The sequence below is a fragment of the Pantoea sp. DY-17 genome, assembly GCF_019795975.1.
GTDB lineage: Bacteria > Pseudomonadota > Gammaproteobacteria > Enterobacterales > Enterobacteriaceae > Pantoea > Pantoea leporis.
In genome coordinates, this window is record NZ_JAIMIG010000007.1 from 53,466 (window position 1) to 75,911 (window position 22,446).

A 22,446-nucleotide genomic window follows, 5' to 3' on the forward strand; every position below is an offset into this window, starting at 1 on the left:
GACCATAGAGTCGCCTTTTCTTTATTTGAGGAGTGAGAAATGAAAGCCTGGCAGCGTCAGTTTATTGAATTCGCCCTGAACAAAGGGGTGCTGAAGTTTGGTGAGTTCACCCTGAAATCGGGACGTAAAAGCCCCTATTTCTTCAATGCCGGTCTGTTTAATACCGGTCGCGATTTGGCGCTGTTAGGCCGTTTCTACGCGCAGGCGCTCGTTGATGGCGGCGTTGATTTCGATCTGCTGTTTGGCCCGGCGTACAAAGGCATCCCAATTGCCACCACTACCGCGGTGGCGCTGGCCGATCATCATGAACGTGACGTGCCTTACTGCTTCAACCGCAAAGAAGCCAAAGATCACGGCGAAGGCGGTTTGCTGGTGGGCAGCCCGCTGCAAGGCAAAGTGATGCTGGTGGATGATGTGATCACCGCCGGTACCGCGATTCGTGAATCAATGGATATCATCAGTGCGCATAACGCGACATTGGCGGGCGTGTTGATTTCGCTGGATCGTCAGGAACGCGGTCGCAGCGATATTTCGGCGATTCAGGAAGTGGAACGTGACTATAAGTGCAAAGTCACGGCGATTATTACCCTGGCTGAGCTGATTGATTACCTGGAAGAGAAGCCGGAGATGGCTGACCATCTGGCGAAAGTGCGCGCGTATCGTAAAGAGTACGGGATTTAATTATTCGGTAATGAGGTCGGCATTTATGCCGACCTGGTCTTTTAAACCAACTGTGCAGCCATCAGCGGCCAGCGGCTCTCGAAATCCACGGTCGGACGAAAGCGGAATTCGGAGCGCACATAGCGCGACAACAGCCCTTCACAAAACGCCAGTAACTGACTCGCCAGCAGCGTTTCGTCGTTCTGGAAACCTTCACCATCACGCATTTTCTTCTCGCGCATCACCTGACGCAGCTGCACTTCAATACGCTCAAACAGCTGATTAATACGCCCTTGCAGGCGATCCTGTTCAAACATCAGCGCGTGGCCGGTCAAAATACGCGTCAGCCCCGGATTACGCTCACCAAATCCCAGAATCAGCTGCACGATTAAACGCAGGCGCGTCAGCGTCTCTTTTTCATCTTTCAGGATCAGATTGATGCGGGTAATCAGACTGTCTTCAATAAACTCGATCAGGCTGTCAAACATGCGCGTTTTGCTGGGAAAGTGGCGATAAAGCGCCGCTTCCGACACGCCGACATTAGCGGCCAGCTTCGCGGTGGTGATGCGCTGACTGCCATCGCCCGACTCCAGCATTTGCGCCAGCGCCTGCAAAATCTCTTCGCGACGATTCCGTTTCGCGACTTTTTTTTCTGCCATGACCTTCAACACCCCTGAAATTCACCAAAAACAGGCAATACTGCCTCATCTGCCACAGACATAGCGGCCTGTGGCGACAAGAAATAAAAAGATGGCTAAGCGAAAAGTGTCGCGTATTACTGGCGGCCTGAGTGACCGAAGCCGCCTGCGCCGCGGTCGCTGGTGTCAAAATCTTCCACCAGGTTAAATTCGGCCTGCACGACCGGCACGAAGACCAGCTGTGCTAAACGGTCGCCTGGCTGCAGCGTGAAGCTGTCCTGGCCGCGGTTCCACACGGAAACCATCAGTTGGCCCTGATAATCGGAGTCGATTAAACCAACCAGATTACCCAGCACGATGCCATGTTTATGGCCAAGACCGGAGCGCGGCAGAATCACGGCGGCAAGAGCAGGATCGGCAATGTGAATCGCCAAACCGGTGGGAACCAGCGTGGTCATGCCTGGTGTGATTTCCAGCGCATCATCCAGGCAGGCGCGTAAATCGAGGCCTGCGGAACCAGAGGTTGCATAAGTCGGCAGCGGGAATTCGTTGCCCACGCGTGCATCAAGAATTTTAACGTCGATTTTTTTCATCATAACGGCTGACAATCTCGTCTATTAATTGTTGGCCAAGGAGCGTCTTATCACTGAGCGGTAAGACTTTTTCTCCTTCCTGCCAAAAAAGGTGAAGAGCATTGGTGTCGCTATTGAAGCCCTGACCCGCCTGCGCCACATCGTTCGCACAAATCAGATCCAGGTTTTTTCGCACCCGTTTTTGCCGCGCGTATTCTTCCACATTCTGGGTTTCGGCAGCAAATCCCACAACATAAGGGCGATTTTCCTGCAGCGCCGCGACGCCCGCGACAATATCGGGGTTCTTCACCAACTGCAGCGTGACGCTGTCGTCGCCACCCTGCTTTTTGATTTTCTCTGCGGCAATGTTAGCCGCCCGGTAGTCTGCCACGGCTGCGCTGGCAATGAAAATATGTTGTTGCTGGATTTGCGCCATCACCGCCGCTTCCATCTCCAGCGCGCTGTCGACGTCCACGCGTTGCACGCCAACTGGCGTTGGCAGCGCCACCGGGCCGGTAACTAATGTCACCTTCGCACCGCGTTTGGCCGCAGCCGCAGCAATCGCAAAGCCCATCTTGCCCGAGCTGTGATTGCTGATATAACGCACCGGATCCAGCGCTTCGCGGGTTGGACCGGCGGTGATCATAATGCTGAGATGTTGCAGATCGTTGACGGGCGCAGCCCATTCAAGCGCGTGCGCCACAATCGCCAGCGGATCGAGCATGCGGCCGGGACCCACATCGCCGCACGCCTGGCTGCCGCTGTCGGGGCCCCAGATCAGCATGCCGCGCTGCTGCAGACGCTGCAGGTTATCTTGCGTGATCGGCGCGCGGTACATCTGCTGATTCATGGCCGGGACGATGGCAACCGGCGCTGCGCTTGCCAGGCTCGCGGTAGTGACCAAATCATTCGCCATGCCGGCAGTGACGCGGGCAATCAGATCGGCGGTAGCCGGCGCCAGCACAATTAAATCGGCCCATTTCGCCAGTTCAATATGGCCCATCGCCGCTTCGGCTGCCGGGTCGAGCAAATCATCAAATACCGGATAACCGGAAACCGCCTGCAGGCTCAGCGGAGTAATAAAGGCCCTGGCCGCTTCGGTCATCATTACGCGCACATCAGCACCGCGATCGCGCAGCCGACGCACCAGCTCCGGCGCTTTGTATGCAGCAATGCCGCCGCTCACGCCCAGCAGAATTTTCTTTCCAGCTAATCCCGTCATGTTGTTCGCCTCAAAGCAAATTGCCGCGTCAGGGGCGGCAGATGCAGGCAACTTTATCACAAAATCCACAGTGCGCCTTTTCACTGCCTGCGGCCTTTGCGAGCTGGCTCTGAAATCGTTCAGCGCGTGCTGGCGCTGACGGTGGCTGACGCGCAGAATCGCCGCATTGCAGGGAGGAGATGGTCATGACGGAACTGGCACCACGGGAAAAACTGATGTTAATGGGCGCTGAAGTGTTGAGTGATGCTGAGCTGCTGGCGATTTTTTTGCGTACCGGCATCAGCGGCACCAGCGTGCTGCTGTTGGCGCATCAGATGTTGAACGAGTTTGGTTCGCTCTATCGCATTATGACGGCCAGCAAAGAGGAACTCGGGCAGATTAAAGGCGTGGGTAGTGCCAAAATGACGCAGCTGTATGCCATCGCCGAGCTGGGAAGGCGATTTTTTGCCAGCCAGCTGGCGCGGGAAAACGTGATGGAGAATCCGCAGGTGACGCGCCATTACCTGCAAAGCGTGCTGGCGCATCAGGAGCGCGAAGTGTTTATGGCGCTGTTCCTCGATAATCAGCACCGCGTGTTGCAGGCGCAGAAGATGTTTTCCGGCTCGATTGCCAGCGTGGAGGTTCACCCGCGCGAAATCGTGCGCGAAGCGCTGAAACTTAACGCGGCGGCGGTGATTCTGGCGCACAATCATCCGTCGGGAATCGCTGAACCCAGTCGCGCCGACCGCGATATTACCGGAAAAGTCGGGCAAGCGTGCGCGCTGCTCAATATCCGTTTACTTGATCATTTGGTGATCGGTCACGGCGAGTTTACCTCTTTCGCCGAGCGCGGTTGGTTGTAATTCATCGATTCAACTGAACAGAAATAGGGCATTTTTGCGCGATCCAGAGGGATCTTTATCTGTTCGGGACTTGAGCACTCGGGCTGAGCGGCGTATACTACGCCACCTTTGAGAATCTCGGGTTTGGCGTTTGGGCCAGCTTAGCGGGTTCACATGGAACTCGCCTGGGCGGGCTAAGGCCTGACGAGGCGGCCAAAACCTAGTTTTTAAAGCTCGAGCTGATTTGATTTTTGGAGAATAGAAATGTCACGAGTCTGCCAGGTAACTGGAAAGCGTCCGGTAACGGGTAACAACCGTTCCCACGCAATGAACGCGACGAAACGCCGTTTCCTGCCGAACCTGCACTCTCACCGTTTCTGGGTTGAGAGCGAAAAGCGCTTCGTTACTCTGCGTGTATCTGCTAAAGGTATGCGTGTTATTGATAAAAAGGGCATCGATACGGTTCTGACCGAAATCCGCGCCCGTGGTGAGAAGTACTAAGGAACTGAATCATGGCTAAAGGTATTCGTGAGAAGATCAAGCTGGTTTCCTCTGCTGGTACAGGTCACTTCTATACCACCACGAAGAACAAACGTACTAAACCAGAGAAATTAGAACTGAAAAAGTTCGATCCGGTTGTACGTCAGCACGTGATCTACAAAGAAGCTAAAATTAAGTAATTTTAGTGTTCTGTGAAAAACCCGGCTTCGGCCGGGTTTTTTGTTTCTGCGATTCGTTGAGGAGATGAGATGCCTGAATTACCTGAGGTAGAAACCAGTCGTCGCGGTATCGAACCCCACATGGTGGGAGCCACGATTCTGCATGCGGTGGTGCGCAATCCACGTTTGCGCTGGCCGGTCTCGCATGAAATCCACGCGCTGAGCGACCAACCCGTATTGAGCGTGCAGCGTCGCGCTAAGTATTTGCTGCTTGAACTGCCGCATGGCTGGATCATCATTCACCTCGGCATGTCCGGCAGTCTGCGCGTGCTACCCGGCGAACAACCGGCCGCCAAACATGACCATGTTGATTTAGTGATGAGCAACGGCAAAGTGTTGCGCTACACCGATCCACGTCGCTTTGGCGCCTGGCTGTGGAGCAATGACCTCGCAGGCAGCAGCGTGCTGGCCCATCTCGGTCCGGAACCGCTCAGCAGCGAATTTGATGGTGCCTATCTGTTTGAAAAGTCACGCGGCAAACGCACCGTGATTAAACAGTGGCTGATGGATAACAAAGTGGTGGTAGGCGTCGGAAACATCTACGCCAGCGAATCGCTGTTTACTGCCGGGATCTTGCCCGATCGTTCGGCAATGAGTTTGAGTCAGGAAGAGGCCGAGCTGCTGGTTAACACCATCAAAGCGGTGTTGTTACGCTCGATTGAGCAGGGCGGCACCACACTGCGTGATTTCCTGCAAACGGACGGTAAACCCGGCTACTTCGCGCAGCAGTTGCAGGTTTATGGCCGCGCCGGCGAACCTTGCCGTGCGTGCGGTACGCCGATTGTCAGCGGCAAACATGGTCAGCGCAGCACCTTCTGGTGTCCACGCTGCCAGCACTGAGTTAAGGCTGTGCCAGTCGCGCCAGTAACGCCTTATGCACAACGGCAGGCAGAAATGCCTGCACGTCACCGGCATGGCGCGCGACTTCTTTGACCAGCGAAGAAGAGACGAACGAGAAACCCTCTGACGGCATCAGAAATACGCTCTCCAGCGTGGGCAACAGATGACGATTCATCTGCGCCAGCTGCAGCTCATATTCGAAATCCGAAACCGCACGCAATCCACGCACCAGCACATTGGCATTCTGCGCCTGAGCAAAGTTCGCCATCAGGTCGCTAAACCCGATCACCTCGACATTCGGCAGATGTGCCGTCACCTGACGCGCCATATCCACGCGCTCATCGAGACTAAACAGCGGCCTTTTACTCGGGCTGGCGGCAATCGCCACGACGATGCGGTCAAACATCTTCGCTGCACGCGTAACAATATCCAGATGACCCAACGTGAAGGGATCAAAGGTGCCGGGATAAATCGCTTTCGTACTCATACGCGACCTTGTGTTGAGGTGTGATGCAGCGCCCAGAGCGCCGAGTATTTGTTGAAAGTGTACTGCGCATTAACCACCGCCAGAATCCAGCCCTGTTTACCATCGAGAAAACCCGCACGCAGCAGCAGGGTTTTAACGAATGCGCCGAGCGTGTGGCTAAAGATCGAGAACAAGCCGCAGCGTTTGCCGCGCTGGAAACGCTCATTTGCCCAGGCTTCGGCATAGTTCATCTGCTTACGCTGAAACGCCATCAGGTCACGACAGGTGAGATGTTGCAGATCGCCCGCCAGCTTCACTACCGGCGCACCCTGCGTCTCCAGTGATTCATGCACCAGATTGTCGTTGTAATTGAACTTGCGCGGATAGAGGCGCATAACGCGATCGGGATACCAGCCGCTGTGGCGCATAAAGCGGCCGAGAAACAGGTTGCTGCGACCGAGGCTGTAAACGTTGTCCGAGGCGGGCTGTGCGAGAACCTGCTCGATAGCGCGACGCAATTCGGGTGTAACGCGCTCGTCGGCATCGATCATCAAAATCATCTCGCCTTGCGCATGGGCCTGCGCGCGCTGGCGCTGCTTGCCAAATCCCTGCCAGCCTTCCGCCTGGAAAACCTGCGCGCCCTGTTCGCGAGCGACCTGTATCGTGTTGTCGCTGCTGCCGGAATCGAGCACCACAATCTCATCTGCCCAACTGACAGAAGCCAGCGCCTCCGGCAGCAGTTCAGCTTCGTTTTTGGCGATCATCACTACGGAGAGACGTTGGCGTTGCGACATGAATTAGTGAGCTCGCGGCGGTAAGTGAGGTTCGAGTAACTGTAGCAGACGCTGTAATGCGCCCTGATTTTGATGCAGCACTTCCACAGCATGACGGCCGTAATAGCGGCGATAATCGTCATCCTGCAGCAGGTTAGCGACTTCTTTCTGCAGCGATACCACGTCAGTAACGGTAATCAGCCCTTCGGCCTGCTGCAGCTTGGCGCAGATATCTTTGAAGTTCCAGATGTGCGGGCCCATCAGCACCGGAATGGCATGCGCTGCCGGCTCCAGCGGATTGTGGCCGCCGCGCTCAACCAGGCTGCCGCCAACAAAGGCGAGGTCGGCGATGCCGTACAGCATCATCAGCTCGCCCATGGTGTCGCCAATCACCACCTGCGTGGAGCTTGATGGAATTTCGCCGCTGCTACGCAGGATAAAGCTGAAGCCGCGTTTTTGTGTCAGGTCGCAGGCATCTTTGAAACGTTCCGGATGGCGCGGCACCAAAATCAGCAGCAGATCGGGGAACTGCTGCAGTAGACGTCGATGCGCATCGAGCACAATTGCCTCTTCGCCTTCGTGAGTGCTGGTGGCGATCCACACCGGACGACGCGACGCCCACTGACGACGCAGCGTGACCGCTTTTGCCGCCAGCTCTGGCGTTACGGAGATATCAAACTTGAGGCTGCCGGTAACGGTGAGATGCGAACGTTTCAGGCCAAGGCTGAGGAAACGGTCGCCATCTTCGGCGTTTTGCGCGGCAATCAGCGTGATGCGCTGCAGCAGGTCGCGCATAAAGCCGCCGAGTTTCTTGTAGCCTTTGGCCGAGCGCTCAGATAGGCGCGCGTTGGCAATTACCAGCGGAATCTTGCGCTGATGCAGAATACGGATAATGTTTGGCCACAGCTCGGTTTCCATGATGATCACCAGTCGCGGATCGACGGTATCGAGGAAACGGTTAATCGAACCAGGCAGATCGTAGGGCAGGTAAACGTGGTGCACATCCTTGCCAAACGCGGACTGCGCACGTTCGGAGCCGGTTGGCGTCATGGTGGTGACGGTAATCGGCAGCGTTGGATAGCGGTGGCGCAGCGCGCGCACCAGCGGCACTGCCGCCAGCGTTTCGCCGACGGAAACCGAGTGCAGCACAATGCCATGTGGCAGCACTTTTCCGCTGCAATAGCCGTAGCGTTCTGCCCAGCGTTTACGATAGGCCGGTGCTTTTCGACCGCGCAGCCACAGGCGCAACCAGATTAGTGGCTGAATCAGGTAGAGCAAGGCTGTGTATAGAGTCGTCATAGTTACCGTTACGACAGAATCGCGTCAAAAAACAGATGAAAGGCGGCATGTTATCAGAAATTAACCGCCTGCTCATACCACTTCGTCAGCTGGTCTGCAGCACTTGCTGATACAGCGAGGTCAGCGCTTGCGCCAGCCGCTGCGGACCATAAGGTTCAATTCTGCGACGTGCGGCTTCGCCCATGGCAGAATTGTGTGAAAGCGCCGGTGTTGCCAGTACGGCTTCATTTAACGCGTTGATATCTAATGCATCGCAGACAAAACCTTCCTGACCCGCGGTGATAAACTCCGCGCCGCCGCAGCCGGTGCTGGTGATCACCGCCAGGCCGCAAGCCATCGCTTCCAGCACCACATTTGGGAAGGGATCATAAAGCGTGGGCAGCAGCAGCGCATCGGCTGCATGGTAGAACGGTTGCACGTCCTGCTGCACGCCGACGAAGCGTAAGCGATCGAGGCAATTGAGCTGGTTTGCCAGCTGCTGATAGCGCGACAGCTGCTTATCCTGGCCGACCACCACCAGATATCGATCGCTTTTCGCCACCGCTTCAATCGCCGCTTTTAAGCCTTTACGCTCAAAACCCGAACCCACGTAAATCATCACCGTGGCATCCTGCGGCAGTTTGAGCTGCTGACGTGCCGCATGACGCAGCGCTTCGCTAGCTGGCTGGAAGCGTTGGCTATCAATGGCGTTGTGAATCACATGGATCTTGCTGGCATCAAGAGAGAAGTGACGCAAAATATCCTGCTTCACCATCTCTGAATTACAGATCACCGCTTTCAACGATGGCGCGTTGAACATGTCGGCTTCTGCCTGTAACACATAACGATGATAAGGACTGAGGCGGGCGCTTAAGCGCTGCCACGGCGACACGATGCGCGCGCGCTGCTCTAGCCAGACGCGATGCACGCCATCACCGGCGCGAAAGATATCGCAACCGGCGATGCGTTCGTGGCTCTGCACAATGTCGAACTTTTCGCGTTCCCAACATGCACGCGCGGCACGCGCAAAACCGCGCTCGCGCGAGATGCGACCGAATTTCGCTGGATTGCAGATGTGCAGATGCCAGGCCGGATTCGGCGTGCCCTGCCAGCTGCGAGTGATGATATTGAGATCGAGCTGCTCACCGTCCAGCGCTTCCAGCGCGCGCGAGATAAAGCGTTCGGCGCCGCCGTCTGGGCGGTATTTCTGCCGGACAATCGCCAGGCGTAACTTACTCATGCAAAAAACTCCGGGCGGCAGCCACCACATCCTCAACGGGAATGGCAGAAAGATAGCGCTGTTGCGTGTTGGTATCGATGTCGTCTGGCGAGGGGAGCGGGCCATAATCACCGGCCCAGATCACGCGATTGTGATCGCCCCACGGACGCCAGTGTTGCAGCTTGGTGGGTCCAAACAGCGCAAGACACGGCGTTTCCAGCGCGGCGGCCATGTGCATCGGCGCAGAATCTACGCCGATAAACAGCTGTGCCGCATCAATCAGCGCCGCCAGCTGCGGCAAGGATAATTCTCCCGCCAGCGACACCACATTGTGGCTGCGACACAGCGACTGAATATTGGCGATCATTGCCATTTCTTTCTGGTCCGGCGCCGCCGTCAGTACCACGGTGCGGCCTTCGGCAGCGAGCGCATCAATTAGCTGTGCGACTTTTTCATCTTCCCAGCATTTGAACAGCCAGCGAGAAGTGGGTTGCAGCACAACAAACGGCATTTTCACCGCATGATGAGCCAGTACATCCTGCACTATTTGTTGATCGGCTGTGCTGAAATGCATCGAGGCTTTTGCGCCGGCGCCGCCGATGCCCAGCGGCTTGAGCGCGGCCATATTCTGTTCAACCGTATGCAGCTGATGATGATCTTCCGTGCTGACCAGATGGTTGTGCATCCAGCGCCATAAGGCGTTATCACGTTTGCGGAAGGCAAAACCGATACGCACCGGCGCGCCAGAGAATCCGGTAATGATGGCGCTGCGCCACTGATCGGCGAGGTTAATCACCAGGTCATAATGGCACGCGCGCACCGCGGAAAGCAGGGCCATTTCATGCCGGAATTTCTGCCAGCCGCCTTCCTTCTTCCAGTTGCGATCGATGATGTGCAACTGGCGAATGGCCGGGTGCGCCTCCAGCATTGGACGGGTTTCTTTGTAGAGCAGAACGTCGATGTTCGCCTGAGGATAGCGTTGGCGCAGCGCGTTTATCGCGGGCGTGGTCAGCAGCATGTCGCCGTGATGACGCAGCTTGATCAGCAGAATATTTTTCGGTGCAAATTGGTCTGGAATCGGGCTTGCCATACTCAAATGATCTCAGAATTCAGTCAGCTGATTGTAAGGCAAACCCCAAAGGCGTGAAAGCCGGACGCGGCGCTTATTTCTTGCGCCAGCGGTAAATCCGGCTTAGCCATAGCAGCAGTTGATACCATTGCTTTATACCGCGCGCGTTACGCAGCATGCGCCGGTGAGTTTGCGTAGCGAACAAATCGGCAATCATCGCCTGACGTGCGCTCTCTTCGGGTTCGCGTCGGATACAGTGGCAGACGCTGAGCGCCTCATGCGTAATCTGGTAGTGAAACGCCGGGTAGATTTTTACCTTATGACGGTAGCGTGCATTGAGCTCTTCCAGCAACTGCGCGATTCTCAGGTAGTGACGCTGATATTCCACATTACGCTGGCCGGTGCGCTTACGGTTGCTGATGGAAGCATCATGCATGTAGTAGCAGTACAACACTTTATCGGTGTAACGCACACGTTGCGCGTTGAGCATGAACTCGGTGGTCCATGGAATGTCCTGATGATGCAGGCCGGGTTCAAAGTAGAGTTTAAGCTGTTCGATCAACTCTCGGCGGTAAATGCCCAGCCAAACCACATGCATGTAGCGATGCGTTTGCAGCGCCTTATTAAGCCACTCAGGGCCGCTCAGTACCTCGGTGCTGGTGAGGCGATCGAGCGGAATCAGCGGTTTTACTTGCTGGCTGGCTTTGAAAAACCATTCCGCGTTGCACTGTGCGGCATCCAGATTGTCGCGCTCCGCCATCTCAACCAGCGTTTGATACATCGCGGCATCCATGGTGTCGTCAGCATCCGGAAACGAAACGTACTTACCGCGCGCCACCGCTAAGCCCGCATTACGCGCGCGCGATACGCCGCCATTGGTCTGATGGATAACGCGAACATGGGGATGCTGCTGCGCATAAGTATCAGCACGTTCGCCCGAACCGTCAGTGGAACCATCATCGACAATGATAATTTCCAGTGAGGTGAGAGTTTGAGCCAGTAGCGAATTCATAAACGTCTCAAACATCACACCAGCGTTGAACAGGGGCGTGATGACCGAGAGCAAAGGGATAGTTTGCGACATTGTTCATCTAATAATTTACAAATTTATTACATCAATTATTAGTAGGGAATTCAGAACTTTTTGCACATTAATGGTCAAAAGCCTTTTGTTCCCTGGTTTTCCGCATTTTTTTGAGTTTGTCTTAGTGGATAAGCGAGACAACGCTCCTCAATCTGGGCATCAGCATGAAAAATATTCTCGTGATTAGGCGCGATAACATTGGCGACATGGTGTGTACCACCCCGCTACTGGAAGGGTTAAAACGGGCCTTTCCCGAGGCAAAACTGACCTTGTTGGTAAACAAAGTTGCTGAGGATGTGGTGAGCCATAATCCGCATGTTGATCGCCTGTATGTTTACAAGAAAGCCAAGCACCGCGCTAAAAACGAAACCACGCTAGGTGTCTATTGGCAGCGAATAAAGGTCATGCTGGCGCTGCGTAAAACGCGCTTTGATGCGACCATTCTGGCGAATCCTGTGCCGTGTAAATACAGTCTGCGATTGGCGAAAATGGCCGGTGCAGGGAATGTGATTGGCGCGGCTCAGAATGACGCACAGCTTGATCATCCGTTCCAGAAAAGTGATTTCCACGGCGAGCATCAGGTTGAACACACCTACTCTTATCTCTCTGCGCTAACCAGCACGCCGCCTGCTATACCCGCTGTGAATCTCTATCTCTCCACCAGCGAACGTGAAGCAGCTGGCAAACGCATCAGCGCTTTGTTCCCCTCATTGGGCAAGGTTTATGGCGTGCACATCAGTAGTCGCAGCCCAAAGCGCCGCTGGCCGGTGGAATCCTATGCGGCTTTTATCAATAAGCTGCTGGAAGATGAGCAGGCGCGCGTGCTGGTATTCTGGTCGCCGCAGGGAACGCTCGATCTCAATGATAAAGGCGATGCAGCACGCACCGATGAGCTGATGCAGTTGGTCAATTCGCCGCGGGTGGCGCGCTATCCCACCGCATCTGTGCGCGAACTGGTGGCGGGTTTTGATCGCTGTGAGCAGATTCTGTGTAGCGATGGCGGGCAGATGCATCTTGCCGCCGGGCTGCACAAAAAGCAGGTGGTGTTTTTTGGTGATACCAATGCCAGCCAGTGGCATCCGTGGTCAGGGGAATACCGGATCATGCAGACCGCTTCGGGCGAATGTCAGGATGTCTCGCCAGAAGCAGTATGGGAAGCATGGCAGCAACTCAGCGTTAAGCCTGTTGCAGTTTGAAGTTGTCGTGATACTCCGACAGTGTCTGTCCGACGAAGCGGGGGGCTAACCAGCTAAACAACGCTTCTAAATCTTCGTACAGTCGCTCGATATCCTGTTGGTTTTTGAACGTTGGACTGCCGTCAGGCATAAATTCTGAGCTGTGCAGCATAAACTCGGCGTAATCCTGGCCTTCGGCCAGCGACATTTCAACCACGCGTTTCATGTCAGCCAGATTCCCGCCTGATGGACGTAACCAATAAACGGCAGGACTCTTTTGTTTGCCGCGTAAGCGGTACAGACCCTGTTTGACCGTATTCATCAGCGGTGAATACTTGTATTGAATGCTCATGGGGATTTCGAGCAGCGAGGAGTGACCGCTGCGTGAGATGTCGTCAGGATCGATAAAATAAGGTTTATGCGGGAAATGAGTGTAGTTCGTGCCGCCTTTCCCCTGCGGCGCACCACGGGTGAAGGCCCAGTTAACGCGCGGTGTGACGGAGCAGTCTACCTTATAGCCCAGTTCAGTTAAGATCGCCGCATAGCGCTCATCAAAAGCCCAGCGTCCGGCACGATGGCTGAGCATTTTTGTCTGGAACTTCTCCTCCAGCAGATCAGTCATATAGGCAACTTTATCCCGCAGTACTGCATCGGGATATTCAATCAGAAAAGGTTGCCAGCGCCAGTCATCATCGGTGAGTGGCGCTTCCGGTGGGCTGTTCCAGGCGTGAAGATGCATGCCAATTTCGCCCTGCTTGCGTGCAATCACATCTTTGCCGAATTCGACAAAAGCAGGATCCGTTGCCATTTCATAGTTGGTTAGCCAGGTAGGTTTAAAACCATAGCGCTCACATAAAGCCTGAAAGCGTGGCAAATAGCCGGTATTTTCAGTGGTGATGGAGCGATGATTGCGCCAAAGGTTGTCGCCTTCGGTGTCTATGGTAATAAGGAAAGCATGCCGGGTCATGTTTGCCGCCTGAGGCCAATAAAATCGCAATGTTACGCTGTGCTTTTCAGTGACGCAAAACTAATTGCTGCGGATGCTTAGAGCGAAAATAGCGCCGTGAAAAATCGGATTTGCTAGCAGACTGCGTTAAGATTCACGCGGCAATATTTAGTCAAACAGAGTTTTAAAATCAGACAGGTGGAGCATTTTGTCAAAGCGCATACTGATGGTGATTGATGGTTTACCGGGCGGTGGAGCCGAAAAAGTCGTGCTGACGTTGGTGACCGGTATGCTTGAGTTGGGACATCGGGTGTCGCTGTTCTCGCTGCGCAAAGTATGCGATTACCCTTTGCCTGACGGCGTTGATTATCAGGTCATCCAGGATACTAATCGTCAGCCCTGGCGCAAGCTGACCGAACTAACGCGTCGCGCCAGATTGCTGGATGACGCTGTTCTGCGGGCAGAACAGCGCGCCGGTAAGTACGATTTAGTGGTATCTCATTTACACAAAACCGATCGTATTGTGCGCCGTTGTCGAACCCTCTTGCCTCATAAAACCTGGTTTTGTCTACACGGTGTATTCTCCGCCTCCTATCTGGGCCATCGTGCGGGACTATCGCGCTGGTTAAAAGCACGCAAAATTCACCGTGTTTATCAGGCACGCAACGTGATTGGCGTCTCTGCTGCGGTGGTGGAAGACCTAAAGACTGCTTTTGCGGTTACGCCGGCGCGCGAGGCCGTGATTGGTAATCCGTTCGATATCGAAGATATTAAGCAACGTGCAGCGGAGCCGGCTGATGTGCCGCCGCAGGGATTTCTGGTGCATGTGGGGCGATTTCACGAAACCAAACGTCATGATCGCTTGTTGCAAGCCTATGCACTGAGCAACATACCGCTGCCGCTGGTGTTATTAGGCCAGGGATCACCGCAGCGTAAAGCTGCGCTGCAGACGCTGGCCCAGCAGTTAGGTATTGCGGATCGCGTCATCTTTCAGGGATTTACGCTCAATCCTTATGCGTGGATTAGCCGGGCAACAATGCTGATAGTCAGCTCGGACAGCGAAGGTTTTGGTAATGTCCTGATTGAAGCGATGCTGTGCGGCACGCCGGTGGTGAGTACGCGCTGTCCGGGTGGGCCAGCTTCGTTACTACAAGGCGATTTGGCGCGCGGACTGGCGGATTTAACACCTGAATCTGTGGCAGAAAAGATGCTGGAGATTTATCAGTCCCCACCTCAGCTCCATGCTGATGAGTTCGCTGCTTTTGATACCAAGGTCATTTGCCAGCGCTATCTGGCGCTGGCCGAATAATCATAAATGGGAGCATTGCTCCCTTTTATGAGTGTTTAATCCCAGCTCAACACCACTTTGCCGGATCTTCCCGAGCGCATCTCATCAAAGCCCTGCTGGAACTCATCAATGTGATAGCGATGGGTGATGATAGGCGTGAGATCGAGGCCGGACTGAATCAGCGCCGCCATCTTGTACCAGGTTTCGAACATCTCGCGGCCGTAGATGCCTTTGATGAACAAGCCTTTAAAGATCACCTGATTCCAGTCGATGGACATCTCGCCCGGCGGAATGCCCAGTAGCGCGATGCGGCCGCCGTGGTTCATTACCTCCAGCAAGGTGCGGAACGCCGGTGGCGCACCAGACATCTCCAGACCGACATCAAAACCTTCGGTCATACCGAGTTCGGCCATCACATCACGCAGATTTTCCTGCGCCACATTGACGGCGCGCGTTACGCCCATTTTGCGCGCCAGATCGAGGCGATAGTCGTTAATGTCGGTGATCACAACATGGCGCGCGCCGACGTGCTTGCACACCGCCGCCGCCATGATGCCAATCGGCCCGGCACCGGAGATCAGCACATCTTCGCCCACCAGATCGAACGACAGCGCAGTGTGCACCGCATTGCCAAAGGGATCGAAAATCGCCGCCAGTTCGTCAGAAATGTTGTCGGGAATTTTGAAGGCATTAAATGCCGGAATCACCAGATATTCGGCAAAGCAGCCCTGACGATTGACGCCAACGCCTACCGTGTTGCGGCACAGATGCGTGCGTCCAGCGCGGCAGTTGCGGCAATGGCCGCAGGTGATGTGGCCTTCACCGGAAACACGATCGCCAACGGCAAAGCCCTTAACTTCCTGGCCCATTCCCACCACTTCACCCACATATTCGTGGCCGGTGATCATCGGCACCGGAATGGTTTTGCGCGACCAGTCATCCCAGTTGTAGATGTGCACGTCGGTACCGCAGATAGCGGTTTTACGAATCTTAATCAGCAGGTCGTTATGGCCGGGTTCAGGAATTGGCGCGTCCTTGACCATCCAAATGCCTTCTTCAGCTTTCAATTTGGCGAGTGCTTTCATTTCCCTGCTCCTGAAATAACGCCCAGCTGTTGACCAATACGGGTGAAGGCCGCCACTGCGTGCTCCAGCTGCGCCTGCGTATGTCCGGCAGAGATCTGCGTGCGGATACGTGCCTGACCTTGCGGTACCACCGGATAGAAGAAACCTGTGACGTAGATTCCTTCCTGCTGCAACAGGCTGGCAAATTGCTGCGCCACTTTGGCATCGCCCAGCATCACGGGGATGATGGCGTGATCGGCGCCAGCCAGCGTGAAGCCTGCGGCAGTCATCTGTTCGCGGAAGAAGCGGGCATTTTCCCACAGACGCTGGCGTAAACCGTCACCTTCACTCAGCAGCTCCAGCACGCGCAGCGAGGCAGCCACAATCGCGGGTGCCAGCGAGTTGGAGAACAGATACGGACGCGAGCGCTGACGCAGCCACTCAACCACTTCTCTTTTCGCCGCCACGTAGCCGCCCGATGCGCCACCCAGCGCTTTACCCAGCGTGCCGGTCAGAATGTCGACGCGATCCATCACGCCGCAATATTCGTGCGTGCCGCGTCCGGCAGAACCCACAAAGCCCACCGCATGGGAATCATCGACCATCACCAGCGCATCGAACTCATCGGCCAGATCGCAAATGCCCTGCAGATTGGCAATCACGCCATCCATCGAGAACACACCATCGGTGGCAATCAGGATGTGGCGCGCGCCTTTGTCGCGTGCTTCCTGTAAACGCGCACGCAGCTCACTCATGTCATTATTGGCGTAACGATAGCGCTGCGCTTTACACAAACGCACGCCATCAATGATCGATGCGTGATTAAGGGCATCTGAAATAATCGCGTCTTCGGCGCTGAGCAGCGTTTCAAACAGGCCGCCGTTGGCATCAAAGCAGGACGAGAACAGAATCGCGTCTTCCATGCCGAGGAACTCAGCCAGCTTGTGTTCCAGCTGCTGGTGGATGTCCTGCGTGCCGCAGATAAAGCGCACCGAGGCCATGCCAAAACCGTGCGAATCCATGCCGTCTTTCGCCGCCTGGATCAATGCCGGATGATTGGCTAAACCCAAATAGTTATTGGCGCAGAAGTTGATGACGGGCGGGCTGTTGGCAACGTTGATTTCTGCCTGCTGCGCCGACGTGATGGTGCGTTCTTGTTTGAACAATCCGTCCTGACGTGTTGTCTCAAGTTGTTGACGAATTTGCGAATAAAACTGACTGGACATGATTATGCTCCTCAGATAGCAAATATTTGGCACATATTACTGATCGAAAAGCGAATCAACGACATTTAAGCCATCAATATCTCGGTTTTGTAGCATAGTTCACGCTGCGAACAGGAATTGTGCAGCGCATACGGCGTCATCTGGCTGCCTGCGTCTGGCTGAAATGTTATGATGATAGGCATTCGTGGGTGAAACCTCCTGTTTCCCCCCAACTCTTTAAAGGCAAAGCATATGATTATCGTAACCGGTGGCGCTGGCATGATTGGCAGCAACATTGTTAAAGCGCTGAACGACCGCGGTCTGACCGACATTTTGGTGGTGGATAATCTGAAGGATGGCACCAAGTTCGTGAATCTGGCGGATCTCGACATCGCCGATTACATGGATAAAGAGGAATTCCTCAGCTACATCATGTCTGGCGAAGATCTCGGCCCCATCGAAGCCGTGTTCCATGAAGGTGCGTGTTCCGCAACCACCGAGTGGGATGGCAAGTACATGATGGATAACAACTATCAGTACTCCAAAGATCTGCTGCACTTCTGCCTCGAGCGCGAAATCCCGTTCCTCTACGCCTCATCTGCTGCCACTTACGGCGGCCGCAATGAGAACTTCATCGAAGAGCGCCAGTACGAGCAGCCGCTGAATGTGTACGGCTACTCAAAAATGCTGTTCGATCACTACGTGCGCCAGATTCTGCCTGAAGCAGACTCACCGGTGTGCGGCTTCCGTTACTTCAACGTGTACGGCCCGCGTGAAGGCCACAAAGGCGGCATGGCGAGCGTCGCGTTCCACCTCAATACGCAAATTAGCAACGGTGAAAATCCAAAACTGTTCGAAGGCAGCGACGATTTCCGCCGCGACTTCATCCATGTTGATGACGTGGTTGCGGTAAATTTGTGGTGCTGGGAAAACGGCGTTTCCGGTATCTACAACTGCGGAACTGGCCGTGCTGAATCTTTCCAGGAAGTGGCGGATGCGGTGCTGAACTTCCATCAGAAAGGCCAGATTGAATACATTCCGTTCCCGGACAAGCTGAAAGGCCGTTATCAGGCGTTTACCCAAGCCGATCTCACTAATTTGCGTGCAGCCGGTTATGACAAGCCGTTCAAAACCGTTGCGCAAGGCGTGGGCGAATATATGGCCTGGCTGAACCGTAACGCATAAGGAAACCGGCAGCAGCGATGAAAATTCTGGTTATTGGCCCATCATGGGTCGGCGATATGATGATGTCGCAAAGTCTCTATCGCACGCTCAAGGCTGAGCATCCTGAAGCGGTGATCGACGTGATGGCGCCGGCCTGGTGCCGCCCATTGCTGTCGCGTATGCCGGAAGTGAATCAGGCGCTGGCGATGCCGCTCGGCCACGGCGCATTGGCGCTGGGCGAGCGTCGTCGTTTGGGGAAAACCCTGCAGGCCAGTGGCTATGACCGCGCCTATGTGCTGCCGAACTCCTTTAAATCTGCACTGGTGCCGTTTTTCGCCGGGATCAAACGTCGCACCGGCTGGCGCGGCGAGATGCGCTATGGCGTATTGAATGATGTCCGCGTGCTGGACAAAGCGGCCTTTCCGTTGATGGTTGAGCGCTATGTGGCGCTCGGCTATGACAAACCGGTTGCTTCCGCGCAGCAGTTGCCGCAGCCATTGCTGTGGCCGCAATTGCGCGTCGATGACGATGAAAAGCGGATGACGGCGGCGCAGTTTGCGCTGTCCGCCGAACGTCCGGTGATTGGGTTTTGTCCGGGCGCAGAGTTTGGCCCGGCGAAGCGCTGGCCGCATTATCATTATGCCGCGCTGGCAGAGCAGCTGATTGGCGAAGGTTATCAGGTGGTGCTGTTCGGTTCGGCGAAAGATCGTGAAACCGGCGACACCATTGTGCAGACGCTGTCAGAAGCGGCGCGTGCGCACTGTAAAAATCTGGCGGGTGAAACGCAACTTGAGCAAGCCGTGATTCTGCTGGCGAACTGTGCGGCGGTGGTCAGTAACGATTCCGGCCTGATGCATATCGCTGCGGCGCTTAATCGTCCGCTGGTGGCGCTGTATGGCCCAAGCAGCCCGGACTTCACTCCGCCGTTGTCTCAGCAGGCGCGCATTATTCGTTTGATCACCGGCTATCACAAAGTCCGCAAAGGTGATGCCGAACAAGGTTATCACCAGAGCCTGATTGATATTCAGCCAGCGCGCGTCCATCAGGAACTGAGCGCGCTGTTGCATCCGGTGCAGGAGTAAAGATGCACGTTTTGATTGTTAAAACCTCCTCGATGGGAGACGTGCTGCATACCTTGCCAGCGCTCACGGATGCGATGCAGGCGATTCCTGGCATCAAGTTTGATTGGGTGGTTGAAGAAAACTTCGCTCAAATCCCCGCCTGGCATCCGGCGGTGGATAAAGTAATGCCGGTGGCGATTCGCCGCTGGCGCAAGCACTGGTTCGGTAGTCAGCAGCGTGAAGAGCGTGTGCAATTTAAGCGTGAGCTGCAATCGCGTCAGTATGATGTAGTGCTGGATGCACAAGGTTTGATCAAAAGCGCCGCGCTGGTAACGCGCCTGGCAAAAGGCGAGAAGCACGGGCAGGACAGCCGCAGCGCACGCGAACCTTTCGCCAGCTGGTGGTATGACAAACGCCATGAAATCAACAAGCAACAGCATGCCGTCGAACGTACGCGCGAGCTGTTTGCCAAAAGTCTCGGCTATGAAAAGCCTGCAACGCAGGGCGACTACGCGATTGCCGGCCATTTCCGCTCTACGCTGCCCAATGACACGCAGCCTTATCTGGTGTTTCTGCATGCTACCACGCGTGATAACAAACATTGGCCGGAGTCACACTGGCGTGCGCTGATTGAGTTAGTTCAGCCAACAGGATTGCGCGTGAAATTGCCGTGGGGCGCAGAGCATGAACATCAACGCGCACAGCGTCTGGCCGAAGGCTTCGACCATGTTGAGGTATTGCCTAAGTTAACGCTGGAGCAGGTAGCGCAAGAATTAGCTGGCGCGCGCGCGGTGGTGTCGGTAGATACCGGTTTAAGTCATCTGACGGCGGCGCTGGATCGTCCGAATATCACGCTATTTGGTCCCACCGATCCGGGACTGATTGGCGGGTATGGCAAGAATCAGCATGAATTAAAAGCAAGCGATGGTACCATGCAGGCAATTACGGCCGAGATGGTTATGGAAAAATTGAAGGAACTGCTCTGAATGACCTCAATTTTTAAACAAATCTATCGTTATACTCATGCAAGGGCATTGAGACATAACGAAAACTTGTGGCCCCATATTAAGATTCGCCGAGCCAAAACCGATAATATTCAGCGGCTAAGCTACTGGGGAAAGCAAGTTAAGATTGAGGATCTCATCGCATTGCGTGCCACGATTACGGGAGATGTGACTATCCTGGCTACTGGCCCTTCGGTTAAATCATTAGACATTGAGAAACTTGCCAGCACCACATTTGTGGGCGTGAATGGCGCCTATAATCTGCGCGATAGAATTACCTTTGCATATTATGTCATCGTCGATCGGGGATTTATCGATAAAAGATTCGATCTTGTCACAGATATTATTAATGACGAAAAGCTGGTTCTGTTTACAACCGTGCACTGCTTCAATGATATCTTGCAGCGCGCTGATTTACGGGACGTTAAGTGCCGCCTGGCAATTATTGAAGATCTCAGCTTTAAAGTATTCAGAGGTATCGTTCGCCCTGAAGAGTATGCCCTCAATTATCAGGGGAAAATGGGGATTTCTCTCTCTGAAACGCCATTCATCTCTGGTTTTTCCTGGGATATTTGTCAGGGGGTTTTCGATGCTGGCACGGTTGCTTATTGGGCCTTGCAGATATCCGTCTGGCTGGGTGCCAGTCGTATTTTATTAGCTGGCGTTGATATGAATAATTTTTCAGCGCCGCGCTTTTATGAAAGCGACAATGATAAGCTTCCAAGCCTACTTGAATCTAACTTTAGCGGGGTTATTAAACCCGCCTTTATCCATGCAAGCCGGGAATTAGAACGAGCGGGGATTAAAGCGTATAACCTTTCATTAGAAAGTGCTCTTGATGAGAATATTTTTGAGAAGGCTACACCAGAAGCTATTTTTTAAAATAGATCGTAACCTAAACTCAACTTATTGTTTTTTATTTTTCCAAATTTCAAAAAACCATACCAGGCTTCACATTAAAACCTGGTATATATTATCAATTTAACGTTTTCAACACTGCGTTATAGACCTGTTCCACATTGATTTTCCGCATAGGAAATTGTGGGTCATCATTTTCCTCAGGCTCAATACGGATTATCTGGTGAATATCCAGATCCTGATAAGGTCCAGTATGGCGAGGATTGGCACCCACATACAGACTTACCGTCGGCGTTTGCGCGGTAACAGCAATATGTAATGGTCCCGTATCGCCCGTTATCAATACATCAATTCGCTTAATAAGCTGAAGCAGTTCGGGCAGACGCGTTTTGCCAATATATGAAGTGACCCGATGATGATACTTTTCTGGCAGTAGTGCAAAGAAGGCGCTTTCGATCGGGCGATCCTGGCCGGCTCCAGTCAGAACCAAAGTGGATTCTGGACTGTGGCTAAAAATACGCTCTGCCAATTGTGCAAAGTGTTCCACGGGCCAGCGGCGGTTATCACCTGATGCGCCCATTTGAAAACCGACAATGGTTGAGCTTTCCTGCTGGTGACCATCATCAACTTTTATAGGAAATTCCATGCGGATATCAGTGGTGTCACAGCCTAATGAACCAATAAGATTCAGTTTACGTTGAATAATGTGTGATTCTGCTCGCGGTGAGTAGAGATCAAGCCAATGATTAAATACAGGATTATCGCTACCGAAATTATCTCTAACCAGATATTTTGAGCCGCTTAACCGCGCGCAAAGAATATCGTAGCCTAAGCTGGAGTGCAGTAGCAGCGTTAGATCAGGTTTGAAGCGGCGTAGTTTCCTGATCAGATTAGGCGCACGGACAATTTTATTGTCCCAAATAGCCACTTGATCAAACCATTCGCTGTCTTCAACCAGATCGCGGTTTTTATCGCTGGAAACCAGCATGATTTTGGCGGATGGATAACGGCGCTTAATCGCTTTTATTGCTGGTGTGTTAAACAGCAGGTCACCTAATGCCGTCGTCGAAAAAATAACGATGCGCTCGAACTCATGGGTCGCGCTCAGCGGGGACTTATTTCTGTCGATTTGGCTCAGTTTAGCGTGCAGACTCAGCACGGAGTTAATTAGATTTATTTTCCAACGCTTTTTCATTAATACGGCTTACCCTAGAGAATCTGACTATTCGACAGCCATAGCAAAAAATAATTTCGCCATTATAACGAAAAAAACATCAGCCCCGTATAGAGGCTAACGTTAAGGCCGGTTTGCACTTTGAC

24 protein-coding genes are annotated in these 22,446 nt (G+C 54.1%); 11 read left to right on the plus strand and 13 right to left on the minus strand.

Annotated elements, in window-relative coordinates:
* Window positions 1-39: 39 nt before the first annotated feature.
* The gene (gene pyrE / locus K5Y33_RS22335) at window positions 40-681 is read left to right on the plus strand and encodes an orotate phosphoribosyltransferase (RefSeq protein WP_008109749.1); all 642 of its coding nucleotides are present in this window, start codon (window positions 40-42) and stop codon (window positions 679-681) included.
* A 41-nt stretch (window positions 682-722) separates the two neighbouring features.
* On the opposite strand, the gene slmA is transcribed toward pyrE, so the two are convergent.
* The 3 genes from slmA to coaBC all read right to left on the minus strand — a co-directional run bounded on the left by slmA (window position 723) and on the right by coaBC (window position 3,092).
* Window positions 723-1,319 carry a nucleoid occlusion factor SlmA gene (gene slmA, locus K5Y33_RS22340; RefSeq protein WP_137386782.1) on the minus strand — a complete coding sequence of 199 codons (597 nt, stop codon included), beginning with the start codon at window positions 1,317-1,319 and terminating at the stop codon, window positions 723-725.
* Between the two features lie 116 nt (window positions 1,320-1,435).
* Window positions 1,436-1,894 (minus strand): dUTP diphosphatase, encoded by a 459-nt coding sequence (gene dut / locus K5Y33_RS22345; protein ID WP_167391166.1) that lies wholly within the window; start codon window positions 1,892-1,894, stop codon window positions 1,436-1,438.
* Window positions 1,872-3,092 carry a bifunctional phosphopantothenoylcysteine decarboxylase/phosphopantothenate--cysteine ligase CoaBC gene (coaBC, locus tag K5Y33_RS22350; RefSeq protein ID WP_110868215.1) on the minus strand — a complete coding sequence of 407 codons (1,221 nt, stop codon included), beginning with the start codon at window positions 3,090-3,092 and terminating at the stop codon, window positions 1,872-1,874. Before coaBC ends, dut begins: the two co-directional genes overlap by 23 nt.
* Window positions 3,093-3,277: 185 nt before the next feature.
* On the opposite strand from coaBC, the gene radC reads away from it, so the two are divergent.
* The 4 genes from radC to mutM all read left to right on the plus strand — a co-directional run bounded on the left by radC (window position 3,278) and on the right by mutM (window position 5,472).
* Window positions 3,278-3,934, plus strand: coding sequence for a DNA repair protein RadC (gene radC, locus K5Y33_RS22355; RefSeq protein ID WP_101760688.1), 657 nt, complete (start codon window positions 3,278-3,280; stop codon window positions 3,932-3,934).
* 243 nt (window positions 3,935-4,177) lie between these two features.
* Window positions 4,178-4,414, plus strand: coding sequence for a 50S ribosomal protein L28 (gene rpmB, locus K5Y33_RS22360; protein WP_007885297.1), 237 nt, complete (start codon window positions 4,178-4,180; stop codon window positions 4,412-4,414).
* An 11-nt stretch (window positions 4,415-4,425) separates the two neighbouring features.
* Window positions 4,426-4,593, plus strand: coding sequence for a 50S ribosomal protein L33 (rpmG, locus tag K5Y33_RS22365; RefSeq protein ID WP_001051798.1), 168 nt, complete (start codon window positions 4,426-4,428; stop codon window positions 4,591-4,593).
* A gap of 69 nt (window positions 4,594-4,662) precedes the next feature.
* Entirely contained in the window at window positions 4,663-5,472 is an 810-nt protein-coding gene (mutM, locus tag K5Y33_RS22370) for a bifunctional DNA-formamidopyrimidine glycosylase/DNA-(apurinic or apyrimidinic site) lyase (RefSeq protein WP_101760687.1), read from the plus strand.
* A gap of 1 nt (window position 5,473) precedes the next feature.
* Here the strand turns inward: mutM and coaD are convergent, their stop codons facing one another.
* The 6 genes from coaD to K5Y33_RS22400 all read right to left on the minus strand — a co-directional run bounded on the left by coaD (window position 5,474) and on the right by K5Y33_RS22400 (window position 11,361).
* The gene (gene coaD / locus K5Y33_RS22375) at window positions 5,474-5,959 is read right to left on the minus strand and encodes a pantetheine-phosphate adenylyltransferase (RefSeq protein WP_222235132.1); all 486 of its coding nucleotides are present in this window, start codon (window positions 5,957-5,959) and stop codon (window positions 5,474-5,476) included.
* Complete coding sequence (locus K5Y33_RS22380; protein ID WP_222235133.1) at window positions 5,956-6,732, minus strand: glycosyltransferase family 2 protein; 777 nt, start codon at window positions 6,730-6,732, stop codon at window positions 5,956-5,958. Before K5Y33_RS22380 ends, coaD begins: the two co-directional genes overlap by 4 nt.
* Window positions 6,733-6,735: 3 nt before the next feature.
* The gene (gene waaA, locus K5Y33_RS22385) at window positions 6,736-8,010 is read right to left on the minus strand and encodes a lipid IV(A) 3-deoxy-D-manno-octulosonic acid transferase (RefSeq protein ID WP_101760684.1); all 1,275 of its coding nucleotides are present in this window, start codon (window positions 8,008-8,010) and stop codon (window positions 6,736-6,738) included.
* A gap of 85 nt (window positions 8,011-8,095) precedes the next feature.
* The gene (locus tag K5Y33_RS22390) at window positions 8,096-9,229 is read right to left on the minus strand and encodes a glycosyltransferase family 4 protein (RefSeq protein WP_222235134.1); all 1,134 of its coding nucleotides are present in this window, start codon (window positions 9,227-9,229) and stop codon (window positions 8,096-8,098) included.
* Window positions 9,222-10,298: a putative lipopolysaccharide heptosyltransferase III gene (gene rfaQ, locus K5Y33_RS22395; protein ID WP_101760682.1), complete on the minus strand. Its 1,077-nt coding sequence runs from the start codon at window positions 10,296-10,298 to the stop codon at window positions 9,222-9,224. Before rfaQ ends, K5Y33_RS22390 begins: the two co-directional genes overlap by 8 nt.
* 73 nt (window positions 10,299-10,371) lie before the next feature.
* Window positions 10,372-11,361, minus strand: coding sequence for a glycosyltransferase (locus tag K5Y33_RS22400; RefSeq protein ID WP_222235135.1), 990 nt, complete (start codon window positions 11,359-11,361; stop codon window positions 10,372-10,374).
* 164 nt (window positions 11,362-11,525) lie between these two features.
* Here K5Y33_RS22400 and K5Y33_RS22405 point away from each other — a divergent pair, with 164 nt between their 5' ends.
* Window positions 11,526-12,557, plus strand: coding sequence for a glycosyltransferase family 9 protein (locus tag K5Y33_RS22405; RefSeq protein ID WP_222235136.1), 1,032 nt, complete (start codon window positions 11,526-11,528; stop codon window positions 12,555-12,557).
* On the opposite strand, the gene K5Y33_RS22410 is transcribed toward K5Y33_RS22405, so the two are convergent.
* Complete coding sequence (locus K5Y33_RS22410) at window positions 12,538-13,503, minus strand: polysaccharide deacetylase family protein (RefSeq protein ID WP_137386774.1); 966 nt, start codon at window positions 13,501-13,503, stop codon at window positions 12,538-12,540. The genes K5Y33_RS22405 and K5Y33_RS22410 overlap by 20 nt on opposite strands.
* Before the next feature lie 205 nt (window positions 13,504-13,708).
* Between K5Y33_RS22410 and K5Y33_RS22415 the strand changes: the two genes are divergently transcribed.
* Entirely contained in the window at window positions 13,709-14,791 is a 1,083-nt protein-coding gene (locus K5Y33_RS22415) for a glycosyltransferase (RefSeq protein ID WP_222235158.1), read from the plus strand.
* A gap of 35 nt (window positions 14,792-14,826) precedes the next feature.
* Here K5Y33_RS22415 and tdh read toward each other — a convergent pair whose 3' ends face one another.
* Complete coding sequence (tdh, locus tag K5Y33_RS22420) at window positions 14,827-15,855, minus strand: L-threonine 3-dehydrogenase (RefSeq protein ID WP_101760674.1); 1,029 nt, start codon at window positions 15,853-15,855, stop codon at window positions 14,827-14,829.
* Entirely contained in the window at window positions 15,852-17,060 is a 1,209-nt protein-coding gene (locus tag K5Y33_RS22425) for a glycine C-acetyltransferase (RefSeq protein ID WP_222235137.1), read from the minus strand. Before K5Y33_RS22425 ends, tdh begins: the two co-directional genes overlap by 4 nt.
* A 231-nt stretch (window positions 17,061-17,291) precedes the next feature.
* On the opposite strand from K5Y33_RS22425, the gene rfaD reads away from it, so the two are divergent.
* From rfaD to K5Y33_RS22445, 4 genes are read left to right on the plus strand one after another with little or no spacing between them, the layout of a single operon-like run.
* Window positions 17,292-18,224 carry an ADP-glyceromanno-heptose 6-epimerase gene (gene rfaD / locus K5Y33_RS22430; RefSeq protein WP_222235138.1) on the plus strand — a complete coding sequence of 311 codons (933 nt, stop codon included), beginning with the start codon at window positions 17,292-17,294 and terminating at the stop codon, window positions 18,222-18,224.
* A gap of 17 nt (window positions 18,225-18,241) precedes the next feature.
* Window positions 18,242-19,285, plus strand: coding sequence for an ADP-heptose--LPS heptosyltransferase RfaF (rfaF, locus tag K5Y33_RS22435; protein WP_222186092.1), 1,044 nt, complete (start codon window positions 18,242-18,244; stop codon window positions 19,283-19,285).
* A 2-nt stretch (window positions 19,286-19,287) separates the two neighbouring features.
* The gene (rfaC, locus tag K5Y33_RS22440) at window positions 19,288-20,250 is read left to right on the plus strand and encodes a lipopolysaccharide heptosyltransferase RfaC (RefSeq protein WP_222235139.1); all 963 of its coding nucleotides are present in this window, start codon (window positions 19,288-19,290) and stop codon (window positions 20,248-20,250) included.
* The gene (locus tag K5Y33_RS22445; protein WP_222235140.1) at window positions 20,251-21,150 is read left to right on the plus strand and encodes a sugar glycosyltransferase; all 900 of its coding nucleotides are present in this window, start codon (window positions 20,251-20,253) and stop codon (window positions 21,148-21,150) included.
* A 94-nt stretch (window positions 21,151-21,244) separates the two neighbouring features.
* Here the strand turns inward: K5Y33_RS22445 and K5Y33_RS22450 are convergent, their stop codons facing one another.
* A complete protein-coding gene (locus K5Y33_RS22450) occupies window positions 21,245-22,321 on the minus strand; it encodes a glycosyltransferase family 9 protein (protein ID WP_110868201.1) in 1,077 nt (358 codons plus the stop codon).
* Window positions 22,322-22,446 lie beyond the last annotated feature (125 nt).

Bases quoted from the DNA above. Each gene is read 5' to 3' on its own strand.
- K5Y33_RS22450 (WP_110868201.1), bottom strand. From the start codon at position 22,321: ATGAAAAAGCGTTGGAAAATAAATCTAATTAACTCCGTGCTGAGTCTG.
- rfaD (WP_222235138.1), top strand. From the start codon at position 17,292: ATGATTATCGTAACCGGTGGCGCTGGCATGATTGGCAGCAACATTGTT.
- K5Y33_RS22425 (WP_222235137.1), bottom strand. From the start codon at position 17,060: ATGTCCAGTCAGTTTTATTCGCAAATTCGTCAACAACTTGAGACAACA.
- K5Y33_RS22445 (WP_222235140.1), top strand. From the start codon at position 20,251: ATGACCTCAATTTTTAAACAAATCTATCGTTATACTCATGCAAGGGCA.
- coaBC (WP_110868215.1), bottom strand. From the start codon at position 3,092: ATGACGGGATTAGCTGGAAAGAAAATTCTGCTGGGCGTGAGCGGCGGC.
- K5Y33_RS22390 (WP_222235134.1), bottom strand. From the start codon at position 9,229: ATGAGTAAGTTACGCCTGGCGATTGTCCGGCAGAAATACCGCCCAGAC.
- slmA (WP_137386782.1), bottom strand. From the start codon at position 1,319: ATGGCAGAAAAAAAAGTCGCGAAACGGAATCGTCGCGAAGAGATTTTG.
- pyrE (WP_008109749.1), top strand. From the start codon at position 40: ATGAAAGCCTGGCAGCGTCAGTTTATTGAATTCGCCCTGAACAAAGGG.
- waaA (WP_101760684.1), bottom strand. From the start codon at position 8,010: ATGACGACTCTATACACAGCCTTGCTCTACCTGATTCAGCCACTAATC.
- radC (WP_101760688.1), top strand. From the start codon at position 3,278: ATGACGGAACTGGCACCACGGGAAAAACTGATGTTAATGGGCGCTGAA.
- dut (WP_167391166.1), bottom strand. From the start codon at position 1,894: ATGATGAAAAAAATCGACGTTAAAATTCTTGATGCACGCGTGGGCAAC.
- mutM (WP_101760687.1), top strand. From the start codon at position 4,663: ATGCCTGAATTACCTGAGGTAGAAACCAGTCGTCGCGGTATCGAACCC.
- K5Y33_RS22410 (WP_137386774.1), bottom strand. From the start codon at position 13,503: ATGACCCGGCATGCTTTCCTTATTACCATAGACACCGAAGGCGACAAC.
- K5Y33_RS22405 (WP_222235136.1), top strand. From the start codon at position 11,526: ATGAAAAATATTCTCGTGATTAGGCGCGATAACATTGGCGACATGGTG.
- tdh (WP_101760674.1), bottom strand. From the start codon at position 15,855: ATGAAAGCACTCGCCAAATTGAAAGCTGAAGAAGGCATTTGGATGGTC.
- coaD (WP_222235132.1), bottom strand. From the start codon at position 5,959: ATGAGTACGAAAGCGATTTATCCCGGCACCTTTGATCCCTTCACGTTG.
- rfaF (WP_222186092.1), top strand. From the start codon at position 18,242: ATGAAAATTCTGGTTATTGGCCCATCATGGGTCGGCGATATGATGATG.
- K5Y33_RS22380 (WP_222235133.1), bottom strand. From the start codon at position 6,732: ATGTCGCAACGCCAACGTCTCTCCGTAGTGATGATCGCCAAAAACGAA.
- rfaC (WP_222235139.1), top strand. From the start codon at position 19,288: ATGCACGTTTTGATTGTTAAAACCTCCTCGATGGGAGACGTGCTGCAT.
- K5Y33_RS22400 (WP_222235135.1), bottom strand. From the start codon at position 11,361: ATGTCGCAAACTATCCCTTTGCTCTCGGTCATCACGCCCCTGTTCAAC.
- rfaQ (WP_101760682.1), bottom strand. From the start codon at position 10,298: ATGGCAAGCCCGATTCCAGACCAATTTGCACCGAAAAATATTCTGCTG.
- K5Y33_RS22415 (WP_222235158.1), top strand. From the start codon at position 13,709: ATGGTGATTGATGGTTTACCGGGCGGTGGAGCCGAAAAAGTCGTGCTG.
- rpmG (WP_001051798.1), top strand. From the start codon at position 4,426: ATGGCTAAAGGTATTCGTGAGAAGATCAAGCTGGTTTCCTCTGCTGGT.
- rpmB (WP_007885297.1), top strand. From the start codon at position 4,178: ATGTCACGAGTCTGCCAGGTAACTGGAAAGCGTCCGGTAACGGGTAAC.